Here is a 2,544-nt window from a genome sequence, read left to right as displayed (position 1 = left end):
ACCTGTAAGCAACAACCCACTTACACAGAAACCTTGACAGGCTCACGACGCCACCCTGGTGTCGAAGTCATCGGCGTCCAGGCCCGCCAGGGCGCGGCGAATCGTCGACTCGCTGGGCACACCCCGACCTTGCGGTAGCCCCAGGTCGCGTAGCTGGCCGGGAGTCAGGTCGCGGGCGTGCTCCCAGATCGCCAGCAGGGTGCGGCAGCCGGCCAGCACCCCCACCGCCGCCAAAGCAAGCACAGTGTCCAGGCGGTGGCGAACCCCGCGCCGGTGCCTCGGGTCCGGGACAGTGGCGAACACCCCTGTCAGGGGCTGGCGCGACAAGGCGGGAGTGGGGGCTGATGACACAGCGGCGCGACCTCTCAGCAGTGGCGGTTTTGTTTGCACCACCTATCGTCACCGGCGGGTCGCGCCGCACCCCCACCAACACGCCGAAAACCCCTAACAACCCACCACCCAGCCAACAACTTTGCCGACCCCTGGTACCTGGTGGGGGTCCTTGTTGAGGCGTTCCTGGGGGTTATCGGGTCTAGATCTGACACCACACGTCGGTGGGGGAGGCAGTGAATGCCAACAGGCCGCCGGGATGCATCCAGGTGCTCAAAGATGTTGGGCAAGGGCTCGCGGGTGTACTTTAGCGGCCGACCGCATTTGTGCCTCTGCCGCCTGGGCGTGCACCGAGTGGCGTCTGACAGCTCCTACTTTACGGAGTGAGCATGTCGCACGATCGCCCGACATGGGATCGACGCCCTGGGAACCGTTCGGCGCTTGACTTCCGCGACTACCTGAAAACTGGGGGTGTACCTGGTTCCCACCTGGTACACCCCTAGCGCCCTGTTGCGAGGCCGCCGTAGCCCCCTCCGTGGGGATGACGGCCCCGTTGACGCTGCCTTCGGATCTCTCCGCGTGTCAGGCTGCCAAGGCTCAACGCCTTCACAGGATCTAGAACCCTGTCCCATCCCTTATGGGCGGACTCGCCTGATCGATGCGTTGTGCCCCAACCATATCAAGTGAACCGACCCAAAGCACTGTTATTTCAACGGTTGCCCACTACAAGCGTTGGAAGGAAGCGGAGAGAGTCTGGTTGTATCAACGGTGGTAGGTGTACTCTAATGCCGGAGTGAGGTCGCGTGTTTGGTCGGAGTGTATTAAGATCTTCTTAAAGCGTGTCACATCGTATGAGCGAAGGGTGGCGATTATTGTGGCGAAGGTCACTCATGGTCGCGTGGCATGGGGGAGAGGTGACACCTCCTGGCCAGGGGATGTGCCTCTCTGGGATGACGCCATACACCGCTCCGCAGTCGATCGTGAGACGCTGCTCACGGAGCCGTCAAAGGGAGCGGTTGAGACGCTGGCTGAACGCATGAGTCGGAGGCCTCGGGGGGCTCTAATCCGGAACGATTTCGTGTGTGGGGATGAGGGTCGTCGACCTCCATTGTCCCACCTGGTATCCATGCGTGGGCGAGGTGGCGGAGAGATACCTCTGAAGCTCTACCTAGCGCTCTTATGGGTTAGCTCGGGAGGCGAGCACACCACGGAGTTCGAGGCCGCGCATTGGTCTCAGGTACTCGCCCTGCCGTCCAAGACGGGGGCTCGGCGTGTTCGGAAGGCGATCGCATCCCTTGTTAACCTTGGTCTCATTGATGCTAAGGAGAGGCCTGGCAGGGCAACTGTCGTCACTCTTTTGCATGACAGTGGTTCTGGAAAACCCTATACTATCCCGAAAGGTAGAGGTAGTGCAGATCGCTACTTTAGCATCGCGCCATCACTATGGACTAAAGGGTTGATCCAGAACCTCACCACTGCGGGCTTAGCTATGCTCCTGATCCTTACTGAGGAGGTTCGCGGGCAGAACCGACCGCAGTGGTGGTCGCCGAGTGCATTTGACGCTCGCTTTCATATCAGCCAGGACACCCGCACTAAGGGGTTTAAAGAACTGGTGGACAGGAAGCTCGTAGTCGAACGTAGTCTGGTCGTCTCTCCGAACCCGAGCAAGAAGTCTCGGTTTGACGAGACTCGTCGGCGAAAGGCGTACATGCTCATCAATGAAGCAAAGTTATGACGCGGTTTCCTTGCTTGCAAGGATGCAGAGTGCAGGTGTGCAAATGATGTCGGAAAGGTTATTGGCGGTGCAGGAGCTGCGTAGCAGTAAGTGTCGGTTTCGTGGCCTATAATGTTATAATGTAGCGCGACGTCATTTCGAGTCAGTGAATCTCCGCATGAGTAACTGTTCGGGTATGTCAAGAACTTCAACCGTCAAGACGCTACATTGTCCGTCGCGCCGCATTGCTAGACAGGAATGGTTTCCTGTCGAAAAGTAGTCCAGGAAGGTTATTTATAGGGGTGATCCACCGTCGCGAAACTCCCAACGTTTCTGCACGATTGTGCGGAAAAGTTGAGATTGTACGGGAGCTCCTCGAGCGCTGTGAATAACCTGATTCCCGACAGGTTGTTGGGGTGATCGGGGGTTATTCGTTGGTGCGGTGTGGTTGGGTTGGCAGGGGCTCGGCAAAGTCGTTGGTTGGTTAGGGGGTTGTTAGG

General features: G+C 58.8%; 1 protein-coding gene. It reads right to left on the bottom strand.

Features of this window, described 5'->3' with window-relative positions:
- Positions 1 to 42: 42 nt before the first annotated feature.
- Complete coding sequence (locus BN1056_RS11050; RefSeq protein ID WP_280516464.1) at positions 43 to 303, bottom strand: transposase family protein; 261 nt, start codon at positions 301 to 303, stop codon at positions 43 to 45.
- Positions 304 to 2,544 lie beyond the last annotated feature (2,241 nt).

It is taken from the genome of Actinomyces succiniciruminis (genome assembly GCF_900002405.1).
GTDB classification, from domain to species: Bacteria; Actinomycetota; Actinomycetes; order Actinomycetales; family Actinomycetaceae; genus Actinomyces; species Actinomyces succiniciruminis.
This window is presented reverse-complemented; position numbering and strand designations above follow the sequence as displayed.